The following is a 25,596-nucleotide window of genomic DNA, read 5'->3' as shown; positions in this document are numbered from 1 at the left end:
ACTTACCTCCTTCTTTTAATAATTCCAATATATAGGAGCATTGTTAACGGAATATGGATATATTGCAAAGGTTGTGTAAATAATTTTTCATATTTTATTTATTGAAAAATATTTTTCATCCACTGTATTATATGTTATAAATGGATTAGTTAGATTGGAGGCTTAAAGTGATATGAATCAAAAACTTTTTGAAGATCAACATTTAACACCAAACGAAAAAACAATTGCTGATGCGATTACGAAAATGGGGATGGAAGTATTAACTTATACAGAAGATGAACTAGCCAAGTCACTACAAATTAGTAATGCTACAGTCTCTCGCTTTTGGCGAAAAATAGGTTTTAAAAACTTTAAAGATTATAAAAATACGTATAAGGAAAAGATGGATATTTCACCAGCAAATAAATTAGGTAACATGATGGAGCAAGTAACCTCCTCCACTATCCATGCACAAATGATGTCTATGAGTGTCAAGCATTTAGAAATCACACTAGCCCAATATCGGGCTGAAGACTTTCATCACGCAGTACAGTCAATCGTCAAGGCGAAAACGATCTATATTTATAGTCCAGGCCCATCTGAAGGTTTAGGAAACTTATTAAATTATCGTTTATCCCGCTTTGGGTTCAATATTAAAGTTTTACCTAAGAGCGGGCATGAAATATATGAAACTTTGTTGCACTTTTCAACGGATGACGTAATCGTTATGTTTGGTTTTGTAAAGCTGCATCCTGAATCACGAGTGCTACTTGAACATGCCAAAAAACTTGGCATGAAATCGATTGTTATAACGGATAGCATCGTCTCAGATTTCAATATGCTAGCCGATATATTACTATTTGCAAGTCGTGGCGAGCTATGGGAATTCCATTCAATGATTGCACCAACGTTTATGATAGAAAGTATTATTATCGCCGTTGGGAAAGAAACCGCTGAACAATCGATGAAGAAACTGGAAATGTTAGATGCGATTCGGAAAGAATATAAAGATTTATTGCCAAGGTAAACAAATTTTTGGTCGTTCTGATAGGAGCATTCGCTTGTATTATGCTAATGCTCCTTTTTTCCGCTTAAAAGATGGAACAAAAAAACGCCAATCCATTTTAGGATTAACGCTTTAAAATAAAGTTACTTATTCGTATTACACTAAATACCATTTCCTAATGTCGCCAAATCAGCTAACGAGAGCTGTTGGACAATTTCATAACCATTCCCCGCACCTTTCGGCTTTACAATAACCGTACCCATATTCGGGATATCACCTAACCCTACACCTTTCGGAAAGCTATGCGCAATAATGACTTGATTTGTACCAAGGGGCGGTTTGTTCTCTAGTTGCAATTGGACATCATTTAATATTTGCTGTTGTTCAGCTGCCGAGAGCGTTCCACCTAAACGGTTAATCGCATACCACAAAGGATCCATTTGAATATACATTGTGGGAAATGCTAATTGGGCGGTTTCAATTGTTCTACACAATGGACTAGCGATAATAGGTGATTGAATAGGAATTTGCCAATAACGCAGCATTTGTCCATAGTAAACAGCTTCTCTCCGACCATAATCAGATAAATTTCGTTGTGTATAACAGTATTGAAAATTAAAATAAGGCTGATCTTCTCCTACAGTCGCTTCGCCATGTCGTACATATAAAATAAATCCCCCTGCCCGCAATAAATCGAGAATAGGCTTTTCCATTGGCTTCATCACCTCCTGTCTAATCTATCGATTTACTGTTAGTGTATGAAGTTCGTTGCCCAGAAAATGATGGGCTGATAGGTAGATTTATTGAACAAACAAAAAGCTCCCTACTAGAGGGAGCTTGCAGCTTGTCGACAAAAGGGATAAAGAATAGAATTCTTAATCCCTTTTTGTTATTTCCTTTGTAAAAAATGGGAACTTACTTTCATTTTGACCATACTCTTCGAGCATTTCATCTCTATGAAGCTGTTTGCCATGTCCAAGTAGCAAGCTTTTTTAAATTCATGGCAGCAAAAGTAAGCATCGCCCTTGTGGGCAAAGATAACAATTATAGTACTCATCGTACACATATTCATGCTTTCGAAAGAAACCATCTTTTGTTTTAGGACGTGTATAAGGGAGAACAGGTAACATTTGATTCTCTAATAAAAAGTTAGTGATGGCAGGTGTTTTATAAGCAGCGTCCGCAGCAATCGCTAATGGCTTTTTCACTTTTTCAATGATTTTTTCAACAAGAGGCTGCAATACATAGCTATCGTGCACATTTCCTTGAGTCACAATCGTTCCTAATACAAAGCCTTTTTCATCTGTCGCGGCATGAAATGAATACGCAAACTGCTTAGTCCGTTCATCTTTAACATAATAACCACTCTCAGGGTCTGTCGTGCTTTCTTTGATTTCTTTCCATTCATCTTTTTCAAATTTCTCTGGAGGGGAGGGCTTTTTTCCGTTTTCCTCACAATCAATATTTACTTCCAGTTGAAGTTTCTCTTCATAAGCACGTGTTTCTTTTCGAACGACTTTTTTATCATACTTTCGCTTATTGGCGCTTGCCTTTACATGCGTGTAATCAATAAATACATGGTCCACATGAAGGAGCCCTCGATTCATAATTTCTTTTAGAATACTATAGAATATTTTTTCAAACACATTTGTGTCTTTATCAAGTTGATTGGAGCGAAGGGCGGGCGACTCCTGCGGGAAAGCACAGAACGTAAGACGAGGGCATTCCGCGCGTTAGCGAGGGTTGCGGCTTACGTGTGTGCCCGCGGAAAGCGCCCGAACGTAGCGGAAATCAATGGCAGCAGGCATCTATTTTTTATTTTAAAATGAAAAAAGACTGTAGGCAAACTCGAAATTTTTAGAGTTTGTCTACAGTCTGAAGCTCCCTACTAGTTCAAGTAGGGAGCTTGCAATGTTTATTCTATTTTTACGGACTCAACTAGGTAGGGAGTATATGTCCTACTTTAAAGGAATAATGACATTCGCTGTCGTTTCAAATTCCCCTGTTGTTTGAATAGTGATGGTGCCGTTATATTTTTTGACAACTTCTTTCACAATAAACAAGCCTTGTCCTCTTATTTTACCTAGTTCAGGCTTTTTCGTTGTAAAGCCTTGCTTAAATATTTGGTGCGGCTCAGCAATTGTTGGCCCTGTATTAATAATGGTAAAGACATACTTGAAAGCATCCGCATAGCAGTAAATCGTTATTTTCCGCTCACTCTCGGGTAATTCAATTGTAGCGTCAATCGCATTATCAATTAAATTCGATAATATTTTAATTAAATCTGTTGTTTTAATATTATTGTAAGCATCCTGTGAAACCGTTAATTCCATTTTAATATTATGATTTTGGGCAGCTAGTTTTTTCGTTTGCAACAAAATGGACAATCCAGGATGATTAATATTTAATTTCAATGACTTAATTTCTTGTACATCTTTCGATAAGGAAGATAAGTATTGTTTCGCTTGCTCCGGTTCTCCTAATTGTAATAGACCGTGCAACACTTGTATATGATTGGTAAAATCATGCCTTAAAGAGGAGACCGAAGTAATTAACGCTTTTATTTCCGTCTGGTATGTGTCTTCCGTTAGCTCTACTTCTTTCGTCACTTCTTTTTGATACCATCTTTGTAAAAAGAAAAAAGAAGCAATAACAAAGATAATAAATAGTCCATTATATATAAATAAAAGTATATTATTTTCTAGCACTTTACCTTTAATGCCATTGACTTTATCGGCACCTATATCAATTCCGAGATAGCCGATTATTTGACCTTTTTCATTCTTAATGGGAGCCCCAACGGAAAGGTAGTCTCCATGAACAGGATCTTTAATGACATTTGTAACATACGTTAAGCCTTGGTTCGCTAATTTAATTTGCTTCTCAGGAACGGTACAAGGTATACCAATTTCAAAACCTTTCCTTAAGTTTTCAGGTACACCAGCAATCATGGCAGTTGATACTTTAGGGTTATCAATTAATAAAGTATATACTATTAAAGCGCCTAACTTTTCTCTCGCATCATTTAAGTAACGTCTTAATTCCCAATACTCATCACTTTCTACGGGATTATTTAAAAACTGCTGATATAGTTTGACATCAAGTGATGAAGCTATAGATATAGCCGCTTCTAAACTTTGGTTAGCAATGGATTCTTCCACTGTCTTTTTCATCTTCACATAAGAAGTCGCAACATTTAAACTTGTGAACAATGACAATAAGACAGTTGCTAAAACTAAAATTAGTTTAATTTTACGATTCTTCATACAAAATGGTACTTCCTCATCTATTTTATTCAACAAAAAACGCATGTCATATCTACTATAGCAAAATATTTTTTATATAGAATACAATAATATTATACTATAGTAATTTTCGTTTCAATATACCTTGATAACAATCGTGTAATTTATCTGCTATTGAGTTATTTCTTTCGTCAATCGAAATAGCATCAAAATGAAAGGAGAATAGCCCAACTAATGTTTTGCCATTCCCCTTTTTTATTCTACTAAATTATAAACTAAGCCTACTAAATTAGATAGTCTGAAGTATTTTTCCTTGAATCGTTGTCGGTAATATGAAATTACCTTCTATGAATTGTTGTAACGAAAACGTGAACGGCTCACAATTTTGCCCTATGCCTACAACGACTTCTAAATTAGTTGGTGAGTATATGACCGTATGCAAAGTGCCGAAGTATTCGTTATACTGTTTAACAAATAGTGGGGAATCCCCATTATTGAATAGATGATAAAGAGACTTAGTCGTACATGTGTCGTTTACATTGTCACGAATAAAACGTTTGCGTTGTATAGAATTGTTTATTGACGCTCTATTTTTCCGTTTCAATTGTTGTGATTCAAAATGATTGGTACAAATACATGGCTGATTGCTATCTATCACTTGCTCGGTTGGCGTGGCCTCTACTACGACCACCTTTCCACTTGAATCAGTCATCGAAAAGTTGTAGCAATAACGATGTGGAAGTCGGTGTAGTTGTGCAACGGCCTCTTCAATATTCCCACACTGTTCCAGCAATATTCTAACAATCGTTGATGCAAGAAAGCCTTCCCCTTGCCATTCGTTATTAACAAAATGTAAGCCGACAACTAACCCTTTTTCATTCATTCCGTCGAGTCTTCCAATTATTTGCTGGCTAAAGCCCACACTCGCATACCCTTCGAGCGGTTTAGAAAATACAAGCCTCGCATCATATAAAGATGGACTAAAATCATAATTTCTTACATACTGTCCATCATGCACTAACGATGTACAACCCATTTCGGGAAATGACATATTATAACCACTATACATTTGAACAATGGTATCCAATGGCTGTTGTAAACCAAACGCTAAACCTTTTATTTCTTGCAAAAGATTTGGGCAAACATGCTGTAAAATAGTTTGAGCGTGCTGGGCGTTACAACTAGCTGTTAAAGCAAGTAATAGTTCTTGTTGCGCAATATGGTCTGATACGAGCTGTTCATGACTCTGTTGGATGCCCGCATCATATAAATCGCCGTTTAATTGTATTATCTTTACCACTAAGTCCTCATACTTCTCCATTTACATACCTCCTGAATGCCTTCCGTATTTCATACAATCGTAATCGTTAACGTAACTTGAAGGTCAAGAAAAAGAAAAATATATATAAAAAAAGTTGCCTTCACTATGGAAGACAACTTAGCAATTGACCAAAAGGTAAAGATATATCAAATCATTTTAGTAAATGTTTTTAATTTCTCTAGACATGTACTAAAACAACCTATACCCATTATCTAAAGCTTTTTTTCTTTAGATCTGAATGTTTTACAACAAGTATCTGATGATTCACTTGCCTTCGCTTCTGTCATTGTATGCAATTCAAAATCTGCAGCAAACTCTTCATCATAATTGTTATCGCTACGCTTATCCATATCGATTGCAATTTTTTCAGCTCCACAGAAATTCCCTTTGGCATGGAACACGCAATTAGATACTGAACAGCTTACTTGAACATTCGGCATAACTATCCACCCCTTGTGATTGGTCTTGGCAAGTATAAAAACAAACGTTGCTCTATACTCTCCAATAAGTATTTTGTCCAATCTACAGGTTTTTACAAGCACAGTAGGCAAATAACTTCTTTTCATTATAAAACATGCAAATTAGTGAACACTACTGCAGGACAGGACAGCACTAATTGAGCTCACAGCAGAATGCCTTTACCTAATTTTCATTAGATGAGCGCGTCTTATCTTGAGGGTGTAAAAATTTTGGACGTTTACCATAGCCTTTTGGCGCTAAACGTATTAAAGATTTTTGAATATCAAGCCAGTTTAAATTGGCGCTTATATTTAAATACGGTACACCTAAAACGCGAATATTTGCAACAAAAATTAGAATAAAAAACATGGACAAGAAGAAACCGAACAAGCCAAAAAAAGCGGACAATAAAATAACAAATAAACGGAAAATACTCATAGCCGTTACAAACGATTGATTCACAAGCGTATAGGCAGCGATACTCGAAATCGCAATCACTATAATCATGGAAGGGCTAGTGATACCTGCCTTGATTGCCGCATCGCCGATGATTAATCCCCCCACAACACTCATGGTTCCACTTAAAAGAGATGGTAAACGAAGACTTGCTTCTCGAAACAATTCAAACATGAATAACATCAGTAAGATTTCCAATAAAGTAGGAAAAGGCAAGCCTGTTCTCGATTGTACAACGGTTGCTAAAAGCAGTATGGGCATTTGCTCTTGATGATAGGTGGATAAGGCAAGCCAAAAGCCTGGTGCAAGCATACTGATTAATATACCAACGATACGTAACAGTCGCTCCAAAGAACCAACAAAAGAAGGATACTCATTATCCTCACCCGATTTAAAAAGCAAAAATATATTGGGTGGTGTAATCATAGCATAGGACACACCGTCGATTAATAGGAGAATTCGTCCTCTACTTAACGATTGTAATGCGTAGTCAGGGCGACCTGTATAATCATGGTGAGGGACAATTTTAGCCGTTTTCTCGATACTCTCCATTAATAAATCACCACTAATAACAATATCTGTATCAATTTTACGTAATTGCTTAGTAATTTCAGCGAGCATCGTTTTGTCGGTAATATCATCCATATAAAGCAAAGCAACGGTCGTTTTAGAACGCTTGCCGATTTCCATCGTTTTCACACATAATGAATTCGTTGGTAATCGTTTGCGAATTAACGCAATATTGACAAAGACATCTTCTATAAAATTATCTCGAGGTCCTTTAATGACTTGTTCTTCTTTTGTTTCTTCAGGCTTACGATTTGGCTTTTTAGCAATTTTACTTGAAAATAACAGTTTCTCCTCTTCAAAGTAAAGTAAGGCGTAACCCGTAAAGACACGAGTAATGGCATCATCCAAATTGATTATTTTTTGCAGATCGGGAATGTATAGTTTATTTACTATTTGCTCTTCTAGCGGTATTGCTGAAGCATCTTCGAATAACATTTGCACTCGATCAATAATAACCTTATTCAATAAAAACTGATCAAACATCGATTCACAAGTAATAAAATGTACGTTATGTTGTTGAAAGCAATACGATTGAAAGATGACGTCAGCAGAGCGTTGAAAGAGTTCTTTCAACGTTGTCAATTCAATTTCCTGTTTCATTGATTGAATATTCCTCATCTCCTACTGAACCAGATTCAAACAATGTATTTTTACTACAATACATATAAACATATATTTCCCAATGCCCAAAAATTTATGCAATTAACGTATCTTGTCATCATCGTTTGTCATCTTGTTTGAACGTCCAAATTGCATTACAAGTAGCAAGTTATTAGCCAATCATTTTTTGTAAATTCGCCATTTCAATAGCAGACATTGCTGCATCATAGCCTTTGTTGCCTGATTTCGTTCCAGCACGTTCAATTGCCTGCTCAATATTTTCAGTTGTTACAATGCCAAAAATAACAGGGACATTTGTCGTAAGCGATACACTTGCAATGCCTTTAGCAGATTCATTACAAACATAATCGTAATGTGTTGTAGAGCCTCGAATCACTGTACCAAGTCCAATAATGGCATCGTATTTTTTTGTTTCAGCTAGTTGTTTTGCGATAAATGGCACTTCAAATGCACCTGGTACCCATGCAATATCGATCATGTCTTCCTCTACACCATGACGTTTTAGACCATCTAGTGCTCCACTAAGTAATTTACTTGTAATAAATTCATTAAAACGGCCAACTACCACCGCTATTTTCAAATCATTGCCAATTAATTGTGCTTCAAATGTTTTTCCCATCTTGAATCTCTCCCTTTACACTGTTTGCGTTTGTTGACGACGATATGATGCTAATGCTTCAATCGAGATCATTTTTAATTGATGTTTTTCGGCATAGTGCACTAAGTCATGAAAGCGTAACATTTCCCCGTTATCGCCCATGATTTCGCAGATAATGCCCACTTGTTTACTATCACAAAGCTTCGCTAAATCAACGGCAGCTTCTGTATGCCCTCTACGTTCTAATACGCCATTATCCTTAGCAATTAGCGGAAAAACATGTCCAGGACGACGAAAATCCGTTGCTTGCACTTGAGAATCTAGCATTTTCTGAATTGTTAATGCACGCTCAAATGCGCTAATGCCGGTAGTCGTATCTTTGTAATCAATACTTACCGTAAACGCGGTTTGATGATTGTCCGTATTATGAGCAACCATGGGCTGTAACGCCAATTGCTGTGCAAGTTGCTGCGTAATCGGCGTACAAATAAGCCCTCTGCCATAAGTCGCCATAAAATTGATTGTTTCAGCTGTCATAAACTCCGCAAGGGCAAGTAAATCACCTTCATTTTCACGATTTTCATCATCCACTACTACAATGATTTTGCCTTGCTTTAAATCTGCCATTGCTTCCTCAATTGAATGTAGCAAAATGGCCACCTCCTTCTATTTGCTTCAAATCTATATGCTACTTTCTATAGCAAGTTAAAACCCATGCTTCAGTAAGTAATCTTTTGTAATAGTCGACGATTGCTGACCCCGTTGTAACTGATGAATAATGTATTTTCCAACTAAATCGGTCTCAATATTGACCAGTGCCCCGATGTTTTTTGTTCCTAGCACCGTTTCCTTGTACGTGTGTGGAATAAGCGAAACAGTGACACTATTTTTATCCACATGAAAGAGCGTTAAACTTGTTCCATCAATGGTAATAGAGCCTTTCGGAATACAAAAACTTGTTAATTCCTCTGATAGCTCGATATCAATGTAGACTGCATTTGCCATCGGCCGTTTGCGTAAGATTTTCCCTACGCCATCTACATGCCCCGCTACAAAATGACCACCAAATCGTCCATTTGCAGGCATAGCGCGCTCTAAATTGACTGCATCTCCGACTGTCAGTTGCCGTAAATTCGTCGCTTTCACCGTTTCAGGCATTACGTCCATTGTCAAGTCCTGTTCATTAAATTGGGTGACAGTTAAACAAACGCCATTGACGGCTATACTATCCCCTAGCTTCACATCTGCTACCATTTTTGGCGAAACAACGGTAATATTCATACTTTGTCTATCGCTTTGCAAGGTTTTTACGGTGCCGATATCCTCAATAATACCTGTAAACATTTTCACCCTTCTTTCTCGTGCTATATGAAAATTTTAAATAATTATTTCATTTCCTCCCTTCACCTTTGTTACGGAATAAACAAAAAACCCCTTACAAAAGGGGTTTTGGGAGTTTATATTTATAAGACGTCACGAAATAAACCTTATGGATACATTTTTTTCCATAGGCTGGCATCTCATCGTTCTTCTCCCATCCAGACTATCACTGTCGGTTTTGGATTTGCACCAAATCAGCTTGCGCTCACGGACTTTGAATTGCTTCATCACCGCCGATTGGGAATTTCACCCTACCCCGAAGAACAGATACGTATTCAATTTGTAGCTAAATAAAAAACTCCCCAACGTAGATGATGGGAAGTCGAATTTACATATAAGCGTAGCCAAATAGACCTTTTAAAGTCATACGAATTTAAAAAGCTTATACCTGTACCCTTCTCCCATCCAGACTGTAACTGTCGGTTTTGGATTTGCACCAAATCAGCTTGCGCTCACGGACTTTGAATCACTTCATCACCGCCGATTGGGAATTTCACCCTACCCTGAAGGATATGTTTATTTAGTTACCTCATACAATAACATTATTTTAAAAGATTATCCACCATAAATTTTCAAGTATCTCGTAAGCATGATTCACACGTTAAATACTAAAAATGTTGGTAAAAGAGAGAGCCTGCTAAGAAATAATGTTATAAAAAGCAAATGCTCCTTGAATGAAAAGGTAACTAGTAACCTTCAAACAAAGGAGCAAACAGCAAAAACTAAAGAATAGTTTATTTTTATTTTTTCACATCTATTTCGTCTTTATTTGTTGGCACAACGACGCGCGAATTGCCCATCATTAATACGAAAATGGCTGCAATGACAATTGGAATAAGTGCAAGAAAGAAAACATGTGTAACTGAGCTAGACATCGCATTCACAATAATATCTAGAATATTAGCTGGCATTTTCTCGCGCACACTCGGTTCAAAAATTTCTCTCATATCGCCACTTTCAAACATAGTAGAATTAGCGCTTTGCCCCATATTTTTAAAGCCTTCTGCTAGTTTACTCGTAAAGACATTGTTTTGGATCGTTCCAAAAATCGTTACCCCCATCGTCATACCGAGCGTACGAAGAAACGAATTAGTTGAATTCGCTGTACCACGATAACGCGCATCTAAGTTATGCTGCGACGCTGTCGGTAGTAAAGAGAACGAGAAGCCCATGCCAAAACCTACAAGAATCATATAAAGCGTAAGCAGTATTCTAGCTGTATCAGGGGTTAGTGTACTTAGTAAAAACATACCGGCAAAATAAGAGATAACTGAAATCACCATTAAATTTCGATAGCTTATTTTCGTTAAAAAAATACCACCAAATGCACTACCTGCCACAGATCCCAACATCATTGGCATCAAAATGAGTCCTGCATTTGTTGCTGAACCCCCATAGACAGCTTGCACATAAATTGGGATATAGACTGTCAAAATAATAAAAGTACCGCCATATAAAAACGCCAACATTTGCGAAGAAGCAAATAAACGACGCTTAAATAAGAAGAAAGGAAGAATTGGTTCTTGCGCTTTCAGCTCTACAAAAAAGAACACAATAAAAAATACCGCAAAACTGATGAACAATGCAATAATGGGTGCTGAACTCCACTCGTACTGTTTACCGCCCAACTCTAATGCAAACATCAGGCTAATAACCGCCAATACAAGTGTAACGGCTCCCCACCAATCGATCTTCTGCTTTGTCAATACAGGAGATTCTTTATAATTTTTTATTATGAGAAACAATGACACAATCCCAATCGGCAAGTTAATGTAAAACACCCATTCCCAGCCAAAATGATCTGTAATATAGGCACCTAGCAATGGCCCTACAACACTTGCGATACCAAACACAGCACCAAGTAAACCGACCATTTTCCCTCTTCTTTCTGGAGGAAAGATGTCAAATACGATTGTAAATGCAATTGGCATGAGCGCTCCTGCACCAATCCCTTGAATTGCTCTAAAAATACTGAGTTGCTCAATCGTATGTGCGACACCGCATAGCGCCGAACCAATCATAAAGACGCCTAAACCAAAAATAAAAAAGCGCTTTCGTCCATACATATCGGATAGCTTACCGAATATCGGCATACCCGCCATCGTTGTTACCATGTAGGCAGAGGTCACCCAAATAAATTTATCCATTCCGCCAAGTTGCGATACAATTGTTCCCATTGCAGTTGCAACAATGGTATTGTCAATTGCTGACATAAAAATGGCAAGCAACAAACCTGCCACGACTAACTTTGTATTACTATTACTTTTCGATGCTTCCATCAAGAAACCCCTTTACATATTATTTATTCCTTCGTCAGAATGAACATGCTGTTAATAATAAATATTTCAATCAGCTTTTCGTTCAGAATGTTAACATTCTAAAAGGCGCTTTTACCTTTGTCAAGCCGCCAATGTCCGATAATATACCCCCAATAACAAAGTGCCAGTCACTTTTAGTGACTGGCACGATTTACGATGTCCGAAACAACTGTTATTGAACTAACTTTAATGTTTACTTGAAATAATATTTAGATAACCATGTATATAAAGCTATCGTAATGATAATTGTGATAAAGAATATAATGCAAGTTGACCATCCGATAGAAAGCCCTACCCATAGGAAGAAAAAATGTGCAACGATGACGATAACTAATATTGGTAAGCCAAAAAGCAAACTCACTAATACATTGGGATTAGATTTTACTGCCTCTGATGGGTTTTCCCACGCGATACTAGGATTTAACATATCAAAAACGGGTGTTAGAAGATTATAACAATAAACAAGTAATAAAACGGTAACCATCAACAAAAGAGTCGTCTTGTTCATATAGCCAAAAAGCGTAAAGATGAAGAAACTTGTTGTAACAGCTATACCACTCGGAATAACTGCTACCAGCACCTTTGAGAAATAAATTTTCTTCTTGTTTAATGGCAAACTATTTATGAGAGGATAATATTTCCCCTCTCTTGAATACGGTGTACCACTGACATTATTTATACAACTTATTATTAAAACAGCATAAGCAAAATATAATTCAAAATAGCCTGGTTTCATTATAGGAAAACTATTCGGAACCCACCCAGCTTGAATAGCTATTAAAAAAATAATAGTAAAAATAGGGCATAATGCTACTCCAAGTAACATTTGCATTTTAAAATATGCTTCAGTTTGAATGACCCATAATTCTCTTTGTAAATAACTAGCCCACTCATTTTTGATATCGTATACTTTTATGCTTCTAGTACTTAATTGGCTGACCTCACGTGAACCGTTTTTTAAGTAATTGATTGATAGGATGTTTGTTACAAAAAGAAATATTAGGGCACTCATTAAAATCATCGCCATTAATGCCATCATAAAAAGAAGAGATATTTCACTTGAAGTAAAAGTATAGACTATTTCGCCAACAATAGGCGTGGACAACACTAATTCATAGATTTGATTCATTATAAGACTCAACGAATTTTTTACTGTTGTGAGCGTTGTAAAATCTATTGTCATTAAACTGAAAGCTAGATTATTTCTTATAAATTGCACAGCACTAAAACAAAGCCATACTGTCAAAATATATGTGGCGGTAATATTTACGATGAAGTATGCCGTTTTACTTCCAAAAAAATGTCTCAAACTATTTATAAGCGATAAAATTAATAAGATAAATAAAACTAAGAGAATATTACATATAGGTATTAAAAGCATGAACTTAAATAGTTCATTAAATTTAGCTTTAAAACTTAACAACAAGAAAGTAGGTATTTGCGTGATAGTAGATACAACTGTAGGAAACAAAAGCATACTGCCAATTTTGGATGCAATAATGTTTTTTGGAGAAATTGGCATATGGGCCAATATGTCAAACTCAAAGTAATGGAAGACAGATGATATTGCAAAATAAATAGCAAGGCCATAAACAATGAGATTTGAAATTAGAAAATTGTAAAACATATATTCTTCTGTATTTCCTAAATAATTGATTGCGATGTTAATCGTCGTTAACTGTAAAAATAAGTAGCAGATAGCTATAATGAAAATCGCATTTAACATAGGTTGTTTAGGCTTTGAATAAAATGAAGAAATAAAAAATTTAGTTAAAAGAAATTTAGTATTCAACATTTTGTTTCTCCATAAAAAGCGATTCAAGTGTATGTTCTCCAACGACGTTTTCTATTTTTTCATGGAGAATAATTTTACCATCCTTTAAAATAGCAACTGTTGTGCAAATTTTTTCAGCTATATCAAGTAAATGTGTGGAAAAAAACACAGTACCGCCTTCTTCCACGTAGGATTTCACCAGCTTTTTAAATGTTAACACCGAATTTGGATCTAATCCATTTAACGGTTCGTCCATAATCATTATCGGTGGATTGATGGTAAAGCCAACAATCAGCATCAATTTATGCAGCATGCCATAAGAGTATGTACCCATTGCTTTTGGCATTGCCTCCTCCATCTCAAATTGGGAAATGAATCGTTTCATTCTTTCTGTTTGGTCATTATCATATAATTTCATGACAAAACGAATCCAATCATAGCCAGATATATTTTTAAAAACATTAATCGTATCCGGAATAAAGAAAAACTGCTTCTTATAATGGAGTAACTCTACTTTACTTGCACCATTAATAGTAATTGTACCCTCGTCATGTTCTATAATGCCTGTAATACTATTTAAAGTTGTTGTCTTACCAGCACCATTTGAGCCAACGAACCCCAATATTTCCCCTTTTTTAATGTGCAGCTCTACGCCATTTAAAATATGTTTACCACTATATTCTTTTTTTAAATTAGTGATTATTAACAAGTTTTCCCCTCCTTGTTTATTAATCTTTATGATATTTCTTGCCTGAAATCCAATAATGTGAAACCATTACCATTAAGGCAATCCATATAAATGTTATTAGCATATTACCATATAGATAAGAATCGACTGACCCTGTTATTAATACAAGCATCGCTTGTTGGCTCATACCAGCGGGATTTAATAAATCCATTATTGGATGTAAACCACTTAATATTTTTAAAACTAGCAAACTAACAATACTAATTAACGCTATTACGCCCTGTCCGTTAAATATTGTACTGACCATCGTAGTAAAAGCGATGATAAACAGAACCCATAATAAATAAAAAATTATAGCAAAAATCATATCGAGTAAGGGCATATGACTAAACAAAAAATGTGCATATACAAATGATACAAAGTAACCAAATGTTACACTAAAAGCAACAAATAAAAAATTTGAAAAAAGTTTACCACCGATATATGAACCTACTGTTACTGGTCTTGTTAAAATAAAATCCAGCATGCCATTTGCTTTATCAGACTGAATAATCCCCATCATAGCTATGACAATAACCATAATACCTAATTGATCGAATTGTGAACCAAGTGTTGCCGCCATTACTTGTGCTCCATCCTGCTGAGTCATAGCAGGATCAATCGTAATACCTTGATTTCCACCGAGTGCAGCTAAAATGGAAGGTAAATAATATGTGACTACTGGTTGCGTTGCGCCTAAAAACATAAAAACAAGTGGCAACCAAATCAACTTAAATTCACGAAACATCTGGACATATTCTTTTTTCGTTAAAATATAAAAAGAAGTCATACGCTCACCACCATCTTTAAAAAGATTTCTTCTAACGTATCCGTGCTACCAACTTCGAATCGAACAATATCTACATTGTTGTCCATCACATTCCGAATTAACATATCTTTATTTTCCTGAATATTGTCGAGTGTGACCTTCGCTCTTTTCCCAATAACCTCTACATTTTTTACATATGGAAGTTTTTCGATTTGTTGTACCCAATGCCGAGAAGGTGATGCCATTTCAAAATGTACAACCGAGTCATTAGACCTTTTTAATAATTTTTCGATTGTGGTATCTTCAATTTTCGTTCCTTGTTTCATAATGACAAATCGCTCACATATTTCTTCAGCATCTCCTAAAATATGAGTAGATAATAAAATCGTCGTTTCCTGTTTTATTTCTTGAATTAAATTTAGTACCTCTCTCCTTCCTATCGGATCTAGTGCCGATACGGGTTCATCCATGACGATAAAAGATGGCTTGTGTAAAAGCGTTTGAGCAATGCCTAGCCGCTGCTTCATCCCGCCTGAAAATGTTTGAACTTTTTCATTTTGTTCATTAATTAGTCCTACTTTTGTTAAGATAGCTGGTACTTCATTAATTAGCTTTTCTTTTGATATTCCAGATAATTGCCCCATGAAAAAGAGCGTTTCTTTTGCAGTCATCCAATGGAAGAAATCAGGATATTGTGGAAGATAGCCAATTTCTTTTTTCATACTTGAAATTTTTTTCCCGTCTAATAAGACTTCTCCTTTATCTGCATAAATAATATCTGAAATAATTTTTATTAAGGTAGATTTTCCAGCACCGTTTGGTCCAATAAGGCCAACACATTGACCGGTTTCAACGACCATCGAAAAATTGTTAACCGCTGTCTTTGTGTTAAATTGTTTTGTGACATTTTTAATTTCTAACTTCATAATATTTTTGCTCCTTTTCGACCTATTGTGAAATATAAAATGGGACCTATTGTATTAAAAAACAAAATAACTATTGTCCACAAAACGACATTTGTCCGTTCCTTTCGATGCCTATACAAATCAACTAAAGCAATGAGTATAAGAATGAAGCCTACTAGCATAAACGGCAATGCAATTTGTAACACAGCTAACCAATCGATATCCTTTAATTCATTTAATCCATAATGAAGTTTCACGAAAAAACTCCCCTTCCTTATTTCATTATCATTACTAATAATGATAACATTAACACATATTATTTGGAAATGCACTTGTTATTTGAATATGCTAAGAAAGAGATGCCCGATAACCATCTTGTACAATTAAGTGCATGTGTTTATTGATGTACTTCTGTGCTTGTCTGCATATATGGTGTGTTAACATGGTCGCTTAATTAATTTGCTATTTCTTTTTTTTCGTATTCGTGTCATCATAAACGCAGGTGTAAGCGACTACTTCCAAAAGGAGAATAAATAAATGAAACATATAATTTTTGATTTTGATGGTACACTGGCAGATTCAACGGCTGTTTTCGCCTCTGTATGGAACACCATCGCAAGAAAATACGACTTTAAAGAAGTGAAGTTAGAGGATATTGATGCACTTAAAAAAATCTCACTGATCGAACGAAGTAAATTATTTAACTTTCCCCTACACAAGCTACCGATAATACTCCCCCAATTTTATCGATTATACCAACAGTCATTACAAGATGTTCATCTATTTGATCATATCAAGGATGTCTTAAAGGCCATCGCAGACAAAGGTTATACAATCGCCATTATCTCCTCTAATGCAAGTGATAACATTATCGAGTTTTTAAAAGTGCATGATATCGATTGTGTCTCCGAAGTTCTATGCTCCAGCCATATTTTTGGCAAAGATAAAGTCATTAAAAAATATTTGAAAGAAGCAAATATTAATCGATCAGACGTTTTCTATGTTGGGGATGAGCAACGTGACATCGTTGCATGTAAAAAAGTAGGTATTCCAATTATTTGGGTTGGTTGGGGTTATGATGCGTTGGAAGTAATTGAATCCGAAAAACCTGATTACAAAGTATATGCTCCTGCTGAAATTTTAAATATTATTTAATGCAATGAATACCCTTATAATTGAAAAGGCTATAGTATGTGTACCAAAATAAAATAGCGTGATTCCGAAATAAAGATGGTGCGGAATCACGCTATTGTTAATATCGCTTTTGGAGCAAGTATTCACCTAAAGGAAAGCGTATAGAGTTGAACCATAATCTTAACGCGAATATATCTTTTCTTACATGTGCTGTCATCATACTAAATAACGTTACAGCCCTATTATTAGATACGAAAATTTTCAACACAGTTTTTAAGTGTCCACAGTCCAAACAATCGCTAGCCTTCCTATTGGGCTAGCTTTTTTAAAATTTCTTGGTATTTTTCGGATGTCCTCACTTCCACTGTAAGAAAATCTTGTCCATAGGTCGCCTTAATTAAAAATGCTACATCGCTCGTGTTTTGAAATCGAAAATCTAAAGTTCCATAAGACACCGTTGCATCTCGCCCTTTTGGTACATAGCCTACATCTAATGAATGATGATGGCGCTCCACAAATTTTATAGGTAATTGATCGACTGCATTAAACAATGTGGACGACGTTTGGCAAATTCCCCCGCCAATCCCCATAACCAGTTTTTTATTAATAATTTCAGGTGCGGGTTGATAGCCATTCGCTTCATCTCTAGGACCAACAACCGTATTGAATGAAAAAGTATCACCGCTTCCAACGATGACATTGTTAATGGCCTGTGCGGACAGCTCAATATTTTTATTTCTTCCAGCATCTGATGCATTGAAGTATGTTGTATACGAGGCGACAACCACATCTTCCAAATACGGTATATCTTCAAGATAATAGCCACTTTCAGTTATATAAATTGGCATTTCTACCTTGCCACCCGTTGCAGATACTGCAAGCACCTTTTCAACTAATTCACTTTCTTTTAAAATGACCAGTGGACTTCCTTTTATAATCCGTCCGTTATCATCCAATTTATCGAGCTCCATCCGCTTATCGAAACCCGCTATTGTTTCCGTTCCTCTCGCTAATTGTTGTGCCAATTGTTCAATACTCTTTTTATACGTTTCGGGATCTGTTTCATAGCCTAGTTCTTGTGGTGACAGCCTATGAATAACTTCGTTAGTTTGTGAATCAACAATTTCAACAATAACAGGTCCAGCTTCCATCTCCTTGTCCTGCGTAAACGTAACCGGCTGCTTCACCTCGTCCGTTTCTCTTTGTTCATTCTCTACTTTCTCCTGACAACCTGCTAAAGCCATTGCACATGCTAAACAAATGACAGCAATACATCTCTTCAAATTTCAACACCTACCTCCAACTTACTTCCAGCATCATCTTATGCGAGTCTTAAAGATAGTGTGTTTCTTTTTATGCATTTTTATTGGTCGTGATATGAATATTTGTTCATTTAATTAAGAAGAGTTAGGTCAGTACACACTTGAAAAGCGGTTTCTTCCATTCACAATTTAACTAAAAGAAAAAAACGCCACAAAAGTTAAGATGATCACTTTTGTGGCGTGCTTTCTGTTAAAATATTGAGTTTTCGGCATATAGTAAGTACATCAAATTATCTCATCTTTTGTTCTTTCCAAACAGGAAAATGAATAAAGTAAAAGTTGCAAATAAGAATATTATAATGGTTGTTGCTCTAGGAAATAACCATGTTGGACTTGATGAAAAATTTCTATTAATGAAAAAGATAATACACTAAATATGATAAGTATAACTAAAATATGTATCTCGTTTTTATTTTTCATGCAACCTGTACATTGAAGTATAATGTTTTTTTCATAACATCATCTTCTATCCCTTTCTTAGAAAATATTCGATAAATTACAGTATTCTTATTGATTTATAAAATAATATACACTCTTTATTTTTTCAACAAGCATTATTTGAAGTTAGTCATGATAGTATGCAAAAAAACTGCTCCTAATTTAGAAGCAGTTCCTATTACATTATTTTTGGATAAACATTTGAGACCAGTAGTTCCCGTCTTTCACAAATCCTACACCGATATGCGTATAGTTTTTGTTTAAAATATTTGCTCGGTGCCCAGCACTGTTCATCCATGCATTGACTACTTCAGTTGCTGATTGTTGACCTTTGGCAATATTTTCTCCAGCTGATTTATACGTAATGCCAAAGTTTTTCATCATCTTAAATGGTGTGCCATACGTTGGACTTGTATGGTCGAAATAATGTTTATCATGCATATCTTGAGCTTTATACTTAGCTACTCTAGAAAGCTCCCAATCTTCTTTTAATGCTGGAAGCCCTGCTTTTGCTCGTTCAGCATTGACAAGCTTTACTACTTCTTGTTCGACAGATGCTTGCTCATTTGTAGGAATATTAATTTTTTGACCTATATTTATTTGATCAGGATTTGCTAATTGAGGATTCGCATCAATTAATTCCTGTACACCTGTTTGTGTTTTTACGGCAATTTTCCAAAGAGAATCACCTGCTACTACTGTATATGAATCAGCTGCCATCGCGCTAATCGGTACTAATAATGCAACCGATAATACAGATGCCATCGCTACTTTTTTTACTTTTTTAAACATGTAAATCATTCCTTCCTGTTTTGCTCTATTTTCATGGTAAATAGTTTTCCAACATAATTCATCACTAAATATTTGGAAGGATTTTTACAATTGTATTACATCCGACATAATGGACGTATCGATTACTAAAAGAACGGCCTTTTTGCACAACTGATTAGTAATATATTTGAAATATAGTTGTAATAGGAATAAATTACTATAAAAAATACAGTAGATTTAAAACCATTTCACACATCATCAACCAATAAATAGAATTTTTATAGCTAATTAATGGTGAAAACTTGGCAATCGCCATGAAAACACTAGCAAGCGCCACAAAGCCCTCGCCTATCGCCACAAAAACACTGGCAACCGCCACAAAGCCCTCACCAATCGCCACGAAAACCTCGACAACCGCCACAAAGCCTTCACCACGCGCTTATCACAAGTAGAGAACGTTCCAAAGATAAAAAAGCATACTAGGAATGCTCCCAGTATGCTTTGAACTACTTTACTTATTGATTTTCAAGATGGACGTATCTTCTACGAAAGTCGTCGTATTAAATAAAAACAGCACATCTTCAATACCGTTTTCAGCCATATACTGCGTTATATTACCGTTATAATAGCGCAAGTCAATGACATGTATTTCGGAAATATGATTTGTTAGAAACGGAATGACGTTATGAGCATATGAATCTTTAATAATTAGTAACTTCTGTTGGTCCATTTGCTGTTGGTCTAGCTTTGTCGTAAGCTTCATCAGCGCATGCACGCCACCTAAGAAATAAGAATATTGATCTTTTTTCGTAAGAAAGCTTTTATCATACATTGTTGTGAAAGTTTGATTAGTATCTGCGATATACATCTCTGTTTTTACTGGCATGCGCGGTATATAGGCTTGCATCTGATCGGGCGATACGCCTGCAAACTGACTACGCGTATGATAGCTACCGAGAAATGAATGACTAACCGTTTCAATCTTAAACTCACTCTGTGAAAGGGGCTTCCAACCCTTTTGCTGTGCATACGCAACATAGGCCAAATAAGCGCCATATGTCGTCCAATGATGGTCTGTACGATAATAGATTGCTTCGGATGCATGTGGTGCTAAAAAATCAAAACCATTGATAAATGTTACATCATTGTGCAACTGCTCTTCTATCCACTGATTGACTTTCTTTTGTGAATACACTGGAGCCAGCCACGGTAAGCGCTCTGGATATAAACCAATGGAAGTCGGAGCGAGCATAAATGTCATGTTTACGTTTGGATGGTTGAGGGCAAATTGCTTGACCGCTTCTATCTCTTGCTGCACTTGCACCTCATCCGGCTTTGTAAACTTGTCGAATAAATAACCGTCTTTGCCTTTGTAGATGTTATTGTTCTCTTGTTGCAAGCGACCTTGTTCCACTATTGATTTAACCCCCAACCATTTATCGCGAAATGGAAAATGGTCTGTTACGAAACGCTCCGCTTCTTCGGCATATTTTTTAGACAACACATGATCCCATGTTAAACGTGGTACTGCTTGTAAATATCTGTTTTCCAATTCGGAGAAGCGCTGATGAGGCAAAATGAAAAACAGGAGAGCGAAGAACAACATCGCACCGATAAAACTGAAGACTAATAATCGCTCTGCTTTTTGCTTCATATTTGGCTACCTCCTTAAAAACGAAAATATAAAAATGGATTAAACGTAGCGTCGACTAAATAAGCGATGGAAAGAAAATACAACATACAATACCAGCCAACTTGAAGGTAAGATAAATCACTTTTTTTGCGCCATAATTTCATCGGTAATGAAGCGATAACGAGCACGAGTAACAGCACGATGTTCGTATATAAATAGTACCCAGTATCGTTATTCCATAGTGATTGCCCATTAAATCCGAACATAGCTGCCAAATATTCGCCTATTAAAGATGGCTGATCAAAGGCGAACAGCACCCATCCAATTAAAATGAGGATGATGGCATACATATGTCGTATCCAGCGAGGTAAACGAGCTAGCAATGTTAAGCCCCACCATTTTTCAACTATGAGGATGATACCAAAGTACAACCCCCACCAAATAAAATTCCAACTTGCGCCATGCCAAAAGCCAGTAAGTATCCAAACAATAAGTATATTGCGCATTTGTATAGCTAATCCTCGACGATTGCCACCAAGCGGAATGTACACATAATCTCGGAACCATGTACTTAGTGATATATGCCATCTTCTCCAAAAGTCCGTAATACTTTGGGCAATATATGGCTTGTTAAAATTTTCGTTAAAGCGAAAACCAAACATTAAACCAAGTCCTATCGCCATATCAGAATAGCCACTAAAATCAAAATAAATTTGGAAGGCAAACGCGATTATTCCTAACCAAGCTGTCAACATCGGCATCGTTTGTAAATTAGAGCTAGAAATCGTGTCCCACAGTAAACCGATATTATTTGCTAAAAGCACTTTTTTGGCTAAGCCGATAATAAAGCGTCGTACCCCTTCAGCAAACATCGTCATACTTTCCGTTCGGTGTTGCAGTTGCTCGGCAATCGTATTATACGTCACGATGGGTCCTGCCACTAATTGTGGGAACAACGCAACAAACGTCCCGAAATCCAACCAATTACGCTGTGCTTTCGCTGTACCTCGATACACATCAATAATATAAGACATTGATTGGAAGGTATAAAAGGAAATGCCTATTGGTAAAGGAAGGTCCGTTAACGGAATTTCCGTACCGAGTAAAGCATTTATATTGTGGATTAAAAAGTCAGCATACTTAAAATAAGATAACAACAGTAAATTCACAATAATAGAGCAGACAACAATGCCCTTTCTTTTGACGGATGACATAGTTGGTTTATCTAATAACAGACCAAAACTAAAATCCGTGAGCGTAGACACAAGCATGATGACGATATAAACCGGTTCGCCCCATGCATAAAAAATTAAACTCATAAAAAACAAAATAAAATTTCTAATTTTGCGAGGCGAACTATAATAAAGCATTAGCACGATTGGCAAAAAAACGAATAGAAAGAGCAGGCTACTAAATACCATCTGTTATTTTGTTTTGAAGAAGCTTTCGTACACTTTAATTAGCTCATCCGCTCTATCAGAAATAACGAATAACACATAATTCCCTTTTGTAATGACTTGATAGTTTTTCGCATTTTCATATTGGTCTGGTAAATAATGTTCAAATGGTTTTTGAGCATCTTCTGCACGCTTTTTTACTGCAGCTTCGATAGCTGGAATATCTTTCGCATCCTTTACTTTCAATATAGCAAGTTCATTTGATTTAACATTCATCAGCGGTATACGTACTGAATAATCCGCAAGCTTTGCTGCATCAATATTGTACACATCCTTTAATTCTTGCGCCGATAATTCCATAAAAGCCGGTTGCTCCACTTTTTCTAACATTTGATCTGCGATTTCCTTTGCAGATTGTTTTACTTCAACTGTCGATTCTTTATCGCCAGCGCAAGCTGAAATGACCATAGCAAGCATCGCTGTTAATAAAATCATAATTGTTTTTTTCATGTTAAAAACTCCTTTTTCATTGTGATTCAATGAGAGTAGACGTGACTCATCTACTTACGTTACATAAAAAAATGTTTTTTTTTATAAATTTTTATGATTCACTACATTTACATAATGCCCTTATAATAGTAAATACTTACATGCTATCTCTTCACTATGTAAAAATAACCATAAAAAAAGATACATCGACGCTGTTTCCGATGTATCTTTTTCTTAAGGTTATTTCCTTGCTAAGCGATATACTAATCCAATATATAGCACATCATACATAAAGGTAGCCATTGAGGTAATCGAAATCAACGGCGTTCTAAAGTATAAAAAGAAACCGACTGCCGCAAATAATGTCCCAATCATTTTACAAATTGCAATGGACATAGATTGTCCTGCGATACTACCTCTGCCAAGTAATAAACCGATAAATAGCCCAGACATCATTAAATTTTGTAAAAATGCCGCGTATTTCCCTTCCATATCGTGTAGCTCATGGGAGAGCGCCAAAATCATGAAAAAGCTAACTATAAGTGTAAATAGGAAGGAGCTATAAAACAGTTTTAGCGACAACTTCTTTTTATATTCGTTGCGACCGTATATTAAATATTGCCACATAATGACAAGGTCTAGGACAAACCAAATAAACGATATACCCCTTTGTAAATCATTTTGAGGAAATATAAATGTAAAAATAAATTCCCATGAAATATTGGCACAGATGGCCACCATCGGCATACCATATTTCTCATCTTGAAAGCCTCGTTTGATAATCAGTATGTATGTTAAAATCCAAAAAAGTCCCATACCTAGTTGGCAAATCAATAGAAAATAATTTTGATTCATCCTACACGCTCCTTTTAAACTTGCGTAATCGAAAGCTCTACTTTGTTACTGTATGACGTGGGAGGAATCTATTATGTCAGTTCAAAGCAAGTAAGCACAAAATAGCGTGAGTCATTTAGCCTGTAAGAGCCGAAACCTATTGCATAAGCTATACATTGGCAATGCAATTCGATATAGTTAAACGGGGTGATGATATGAAAACGAAAATTTATTACAACAATGAGCAATTCATAGCAGGTACTACCTTAAAAGATATGACGGCACTTGAACAAAACAACATGGCATTACATGTCTGCACTAGCCCAGATAATGTGATCAACAATCGAAAAAAATTAGCCGCTACCTTACAATGCGATGTCAATGATTTGATTTGTACGGAGCAAACACATAGTGCTAATTTCCATCGAGCGACATTGGCCGATAAAGGCTTAGGTGCTCTGCAACAAGAGACAGCCATCCCCAATACGGATGCGCTCTATACATTTGAAAAAGGTTTAATGCTTTGTAGTTTTACGGCAGATTGCGTACCGGTTATTTTTTATAACGAACAGCAAGGTGTTATTGGCGTTATTCATTCCGGCTGGCAAGGAACCGTTAAGGAAATAACATTGCAACTTTTCCAACATTTAATCAATACAGAACACTGCAATCCTCAAGATTTCCACGTGCACATCGGGATGGCACTGAGCCAGCAGAAATTTGAGGTAGATGCCGATGTTTATGAAAAATTTCATCGACTAGGCTATGCCGATGATTTTATGTATTACAATGCACAAACAACTAAGTACCACATCGATAATCAGCAAACGGTTAAGAAACAATGTGAGCTCGCTGGCATTCCGTCCCATCACATTACCATTGATCAAACGTGTACGTTCCTTAGTGATGAAGGTTTCTCCTACCGTCAAGATAAAAAAAGCGGCAGACATTTGAGCTTTATTATGCGCAAATAAACTGTCTCGAACATGTAAAAAGGCAATTTATCACATTGTCCAACAGTGATAAATTGCCTTTCTTTAATATGTTTTCGTTAAATATAATCTTAAACTGCGCTACACATGGCTATCCTATATAACATGATCATTTATTTGTATAGGAGAATTTTAATGCCATTACCTTGGATTATGTTACTTAGCTTGCTCATTTCATTATTAAATATTTTGGATGGTATAGCGACACATTTTGGATTACTGCACAATAAAATTGAAGAATTAAACCCGATTATGCACGTTTTGTGGGTATCAAGCCCTGCATTATTTCTCACAGTGAAAATATCACTATCATTGTCCATTTCGTATCTCTCCTATTTCATTTATAGGTTGAGCGGCCGTCGTTTCCAACAACTATATACGATTAGTTTAGCAGCTATTTTCATGCTTTACACATTCATTTTATGTTTACATTTGTATTGGCTCACTGCCCTTTAATA

Annotated in this window: 24 protein-coding genes, 2 pseudogenes and 2 riboswitches; of the genes and pseudogenes, 4 read left to right on the top strand and 22 right to left on the bottom strand. The window is 36.0% G+C overall.

Annotation, left to right across the window (positions count from 1 at the left end; translation table 11 throughout):
* Window positions 1-172 precede the first annotated feature (172 nt).
* The gene (locus tag ACKVEV_RS02900) at window positions 173-1,006 is read left to right on the top strand and encodes a MurR/RpiR family transcriptional regulator (RefSeq protein ID WP_409368895.1); all 834 of its coding nucleotides are present in this window, start codon (window positions 173-175) and stop codon (window positions 1,004-1,006) included.
* Between the two features lie 140 nt (window positions 1,007-1,146).
* On the opposite strand, the gene ACKVEV_RS02895 is transcribed toward ACKVEV_RS02900, so the two are convergent.
* The 15 genes and pseudogenes from ACKVEV_RS02895 to ACKVEV_RS02825 form a co-directional block, all read right to left on the bottom strand.
* Entirely contained in the window at window positions 1,147-1,698 is a 552-nt protein-coding gene (locus ACKVEV_RS02895) for a histidine phosphatase family protein (RefSeq protein ID WP_409368894.1), read from the bottom strand.
* Between the two features lie 300 nt (window positions 1,699-1,998).
* Window positions 1,999-2,643: pseudogene (locus ACKVEV_RS02890) on the bottom strand (transposase); the annotation flags it as partial.
* 300 nt (window positions 2,644-2,943) lie between these two features.
* Window positions 2,944-4,251: a Spo0B domain-containing protein gene (locus ACKVEV_RS02885; protein ID WP_409368893.1), complete on the bottom strand. Its 1,308-nt coding sequence runs from the start codon at window positions 4,249-4,251 to the stop codon at window positions 2,944-2,946.
* A 268-nt stretch (window positions 4,252-4,519) separates the two neighbouring features.
* Window positions 4,520-5,551 carry a C45 family autoproteolytic acyltransferase/hydolase gene (locus tag ACKVEV_RS02880; protein WP_409368892.1) on the bottom strand — a complete coding sequence of 344 codons (1,032 nt, stop codon included), beginning with the start codon at window positions 5,549-5,551 and terminating at the stop codon, window positions 4,520-4,522.
* Window positions 5,552-5,763: 212 nt separating this feature from the next.
* Window positions 5,764-5,991, bottom strand: coding sequence for a DUF1540 domain-containing protein (locus ACKVEV_RS02875; RefSeq protein WP_409368891.1), 228 nt, complete (start codon window positions 5,989-5,991; stop codon window positions 5,764-5,766).
* 202 nt (window positions 5,992-6,193) lie between these two features.
* On the bottom strand, window positions 6,194-7,636 hold the full coding sequence (locus ACKVEV_RS02870; RefSeq protein WP_409368890.1) for a spore germination protein: 1,443 nt from the start codon (window positions 7,634-7,636) through the stop codon (window positions 6,194-6,196).
* A gap of 172 nt (window positions 7,637-7,808) precedes the next feature.
* On the bottom strand, window positions 7,809-8,276 hold the full coding sequence (gene ribE, locus ACKVEV_RS02865) for a 6,7-dimethyl-8-ribityllumazine synthase (RefSeq protein WP_409368889.1): 468 nt from the start codon (window positions 8,274-8,276) through the stop codon (window positions 7,809-7,811).
* 18 nt (window positions 8,277-8,294) lie between these two features.
* Window positions 8,295-8,906 (bottom strand): annotated as a pseudogene (ribB, locus tag ACKVEV_RS02860) (3,4-dihydroxy-2-butanone-4-phosphate synthase); the annotation flags it as partial.
* 54 nt (window positions 8,907-8,960) lie between these two features.
* Window positions 8,961-9,599 (bottom strand): riboflavin synthase, encoded by a 639-nt coding sequence (gene ribE / locus ACKVEV_RS02855; RefSeq protein WP_409368888.1) that lies wholly within the window; start codon window positions 9,597-9,599, stop codon window positions 8,961-8,963.
* Window positions 9,600-9,777: 178 nt separating this feature from the next.
* Window positions 9,778-9,903: riboswitch (FMN riboswitch) on the bottom strand.
* 121 nt (window positions 9,904-10,024) lie between these two features.
* Window positions 10,025-10,150: riboswitch (FMN riboswitch) on the bottom strand.
* A 225-nt stretch (window positions 10,151-10,375) separates the two neighbouring features.
* On the bottom strand, window positions 10,376-11,914 hold the full coding sequence (locus ACKVEV_RS02850) for an MDR family MFS transporter (RefSeq protein WP_409368887.1): 1,539 nt from the start codon (window positions 11,912-11,914) through the stop codon (window positions 10,376-10,378).
* 232 nt (window positions 11,915-12,146) lie between these two features.
* A complete protein-coding gene (locus ACKVEV_RS02845; protein WP_409368886.1) occupies window positions 12,147-13,748 on the bottom strand; it encodes a hypothetical protein in 1,602 nt (533 codons plus the stop codon).
* Complete coding sequence (locus tag ACKVEV_RS02840) at window positions 13,735-14,436, bottom strand: ABC transporter ATP-binding protein (protein WP_409368885.1); 702 nt, start codon at window positions 14,434-14,436, stop codon at window positions 13,735-13,737. The genes ACKVEV_RS02845 and ACKVEV_RS02840 overlap by 14 nt, the downstream gene beginning before the upstream one ends.
* Before the next feature lie 19 nt (window positions 14,437-14,455).
* A complete protein-coding gene (locus tag ACKVEV_RS02835; protein ID WP_409368884.1) occupies window positions 14,456-15,244 on the bottom strand; it encodes an ABC transporter permease subunit in 789 nt (262 codons plus the stop codon).
* Window positions 15,241-16,149: an ATP-binding cassette domain-containing protein gene (locus ACKVEV_RS02830; RefSeq protein ID WP_409368883.1), complete on the bottom strand. Its 909-nt coding sequence runs from the start codon at window positions 16,147-16,149 to the stop codon at window positions 15,241-15,243. The genes ACKVEV_RS02835 and ACKVEV_RS02830 overlap by 4 nt, the downstream gene beginning before the upstream one ends.
* The gene (locus tag ACKVEV_RS02825; RefSeq protein ID WP_409368880.1) at window positions 16,146-16,385 is read right to left on the bottom strand and encodes a PLD nuclease N-terminal domain-containing protein; all 240 of its coding nucleotides are present in this window, start codon (window positions 16,383-16,385) and stop codon (window positions 16,146-16,148) included. Before ACKVEV_RS02825 ends, ACKVEV_RS02830 begins: the two co-directional genes overlap by 4 nt.
* Window positions 16,386-16,665: 280 nt before the next feature.
* On the opposite strand from ACKVEV_RS02825, the gene ACKVEV_RS02820 reads away from it, so the two are divergent.
* Entirely contained in the window at window positions 16,666-17,283 is a 618-nt protein-coding gene (locus tag ACKVEV_RS02820; protein ID WP_409368879.1) for an HAD-IA family hydrolase, read from the top strand.
* Between the two features lie 287 nt (window positions 17,284-17,570).
* Here ACKVEV_RS02820 and ACKVEV_RS02815 read toward each other — a convergent pair whose 3' ends face one another.
* The 7 genes from ACKVEV_RS02815 to ACKVEV_RS02785 all read right to left on the bottom strand — a co-directional run bounded on the left by ACKVEV_RS02815 (window position 17,571) and on the right by ACKVEV_RS02785 (window position 24,167).
* Window positions 17,571-18,506: a VanW family protein gene (locus ACKVEV_RS02815; RefSeq protein WP_409370487.1), complete on the bottom strand. Its 936-nt coding sequence runs from the start codon at window positions 18,504-18,506 to the stop codon at window positions 17,571-17,573.
* 699 nt (window positions 18,507-19,205) lie between these two features.
* Entirely contained in the window at window positions 19,206-19,814 is a 609-nt protein-coding gene (locus tag ACKVEV_RS02810; RefSeq protein WP_409368877.1) for a CAP domain-containing protein, read from the bottom strand.
* Window positions 19,815-20,010: 196 nt separating this feature from the next.
* Complete coding sequence (locus ACKVEV_RS02805; protein WP_409368876.1) at window positions 20,011-20,214, bottom strand: hypothetical protein; 204 nt, start codon at window positions 20,212-20,214, stop codon at window positions 20,011-20,013.
* Between the two features lie 90 nt (window positions 20,215-20,304).
* Window positions 20,305-21,447: a DHHW family protein gene (locus ACKVEV_RS02800; protein ID WP_409368875.1), complete on the bottom strand. Its 1,143-nt coding sequence runs from the start codon at window positions 21,445-21,447 to the stop codon at window positions 20,305-20,307.
* A gap of 14 nt (window positions 21,448-21,461) precedes the next feature.
* Window positions 21,462-22,847, bottom strand: a complete 1,386-nt coding sequence (locus tag ACKVEV_RS02795) for an MBOAT family O-acyltransferase (RefSeq protein WP_409368874.1) — start codon at window positions 22,845-22,847, stop codon at window positions 21,462-21,464.
* Between the two features lie 3 nt (window positions 22,848-22,850).
* On the bottom strand, window positions 22,851-23,333 hold the full coding sequence (locus ACKVEV_RS02790; protein WP_409368873.1) for a DUF4358 domain-containing protein: 483 nt from the start codon (window positions 23,331-23,333) through the stop codon (window positions 22,851-22,853).
* Window positions 23,334-23,552: 219 nt separating this feature from the next.
* Window positions 23,553-24,167 (bottom strand): hypothetical protein, encoded by a 615-nt coding sequence (locus ACKVEV_RS02785; RefSeq protein ID WP_409368872.1) that lies wholly within the window; start codon window positions 24,165-24,167, stop codon window positions 23,553-23,555.
* A 194-nt stretch (window positions 24,168-24,361) separates the two neighbouring features.
* On the opposite strand from ACKVEV_RS02785, the gene pgeF reads away from it, so the two are divergent.
* Both pgeF and ACKVEV_RS02775 read left to right on the top strand, forming a co-directional pair.
* A complete protein-coding gene (pgeF, locus tag ACKVEV_RS02780; protein ID WP_409368871.1) occupies window positions 24,362-25,120 on the top strand; it encodes a peptidoglycan editing factor PgeF in 759 nt (252 codons plus the stop codon).
* Window positions 25,121-25,273: 153 nt separating this feature from the next.
* Complete coding sequence (locus ACKVEV_RS02775; protein WP_409368870.1) at window positions 25,274-25,594, top strand: DUF5658 family protein; 321 nt, start codon at window positions 25,274-25,276, stop codon at window positions 25,592-25,594.
* The last annotated feature ends 2 nt before the right edge of the window (window positions 25,595-25,596 follow it).

This window comes from Lysinibacillus sp. 38-6, from assembly GCF_046245175.1.
Classification (GTDB): Bacteria; Bacillota; Bacilli; order Bacillales_A; family Planococcaceae; genus Lysinibacillus.
This window is presented reverse-complemented; position numbering and strand designations above follow the sequence as displayed.